1 protein-coding gene and 1 pseudogene are annotated in these 1445 nt (G+C 28.5%); both read right to left on the bottom strand.

The window, feature by feature from the left end:
* Positions 1-188: 188 nt before the first annotated feature.
* Positions 189-1256 (bottom strand): aspartate kinase, encoded by a 1068-nt coding sequence (locus F0000_RS27290; RefSeq protein ID WP_149627848.1) that lies wholly within the window; start codon positions 1254-1256, stop codon positions 189-191.
* A 44-nt stretch (positions 1257-1300) separates the two neighbouring features.
* Positions 1301-1445 (bottom strand): annotated as a pseudogene (locus F0000_RS28505) (IS630 family transposase); the annotation flags it as partial.

Below are 1445 nucleotides of genomic sequence, written 5' to 3'. Positions count from 1 at the left end.
TCCAATAATGTAATTTACCTTCCGTTAAGACATGAGCCTTTGCAAAATCTTTTTGAGTCTGACCTGAACTGTGATAAGAGGATACCAATTCCTCCATCCGTTTAGATTCCGATAATTGTGACATATATTTTTTTGACAAAAATAGATCTCAAACCAAAGCTAATCAAGGTGGGTTAGACGGATGGATACTAATAGATTTTGTTTTTTTGATCAAGAGCATTTAACTTTATTCTAAAAATTAAAAAGTTTTGATGCAAAATTTCTTTTACTATTTCTTTAGAAATCATCCAATTTCCTTCAAATAAGACTATAGAACTATTTTCATTTATCGAAATTACCTTATCTGAATGATCTGAATAATTACGGATTCTAGTACCAGGAAACTCGATATCAAATGTATTTTTAATTAATATGTCAATTCTTTTAGCAAAAAGTTCTTTTAATAGTGCATTAGGATGTATTAGTATATTTGAACCAAATTTTGAAATATTTATTAATTCATTAAAGGTAATTTCTTTTAAAGAGTAGGTATTTGAAATAAACCTTGGATCTGCAGTCAAGATACCATTTACGTCTGTCCATTTAATTACTGTGTTTGATTCTAATATAGAACCAAGAATCGTAGCAGTAAGATCTGACCCCCCTCTTCCTAAAGTGGTTGGAATATTTTCTTCTGTTGCTCCTATATAACCGGTAACTACATAATTTTTTGTGTTTTTTTTAAAAAAATCTTTAACCTTTTTTCTTGTCAAACTCATATTTATCTTTGCATTCCCATAATTATTGTTTGTGACTATCAATTTTTTCGAATCAAGAAAGAAGAATTCATGTCCATTTAATTTAAGAAATTCTGTCACGATGTGGGCAGAGAAAATTTCACCAAATCCAAGAATACTGTCTTTATCTTTTTTATTAACTTTTTCCTTAAAACAAAGTTCTTTTAGACATTTTTCCAGGTTTTCTTCAATAGAAGTAAAGGTGTTTTTTGAAATCAAAGATTCCCTTCCTTGAAATATATCATTTATAAATCTAGAATGATATTGTTTAATCTCTTCTAAATGTTTCAGATATTCTTCATCTTTTCTAGACACCAATCTAAATATTGTGTTTAGATTATCTGTAACCCCTTTTAAGGCCGAAACTACCAATAGCAAAGGTTCATTTGTTCGGCACTGATAATTTTTAATAATATTAAGTATATTACTTAAAGATTCTATAGAACTTACCGAAGTCCCCCCAAATTTCAATACATTCATAGCTTAAAGTATATGTAGAAAATCCTTAAATACCTAGTGTCAAGTCAATTATTAATTGACGTATAAAGTTTTTTGAGTTTGATTCTGCAATTTTCCGTTGTGAATTGCCAATTTATTTTGGCATTAAGATTATTTCTATATTCTTGCCAAGCTTCAACTTCTTGTTTTACTGTCTGGATCTTATCAATT

Source organism: Aquimarina sp. RZ0, from assembly GCF_008370685.1.
Lineage (GTDB): Bacteria > Bacteroidota > Bacteroidia > Flavobacteriales > Flavobacteriaceae > Aquimarina.
Note: the sequence above shows the minus strand (reverse complement) of the source record. Positions and strands in the feature narration are given on the sequence as shown.

What these genes read in the sequence shown, in the direction of transcription:
- F0000_RS27290 (WP_149627848.1), bottom strand. Translation starts at nt 1,256, where the DNA reads ATGAATGTATTGAAATTTGGGGGGACTTCGGTAAGTTCTATAGAATCT.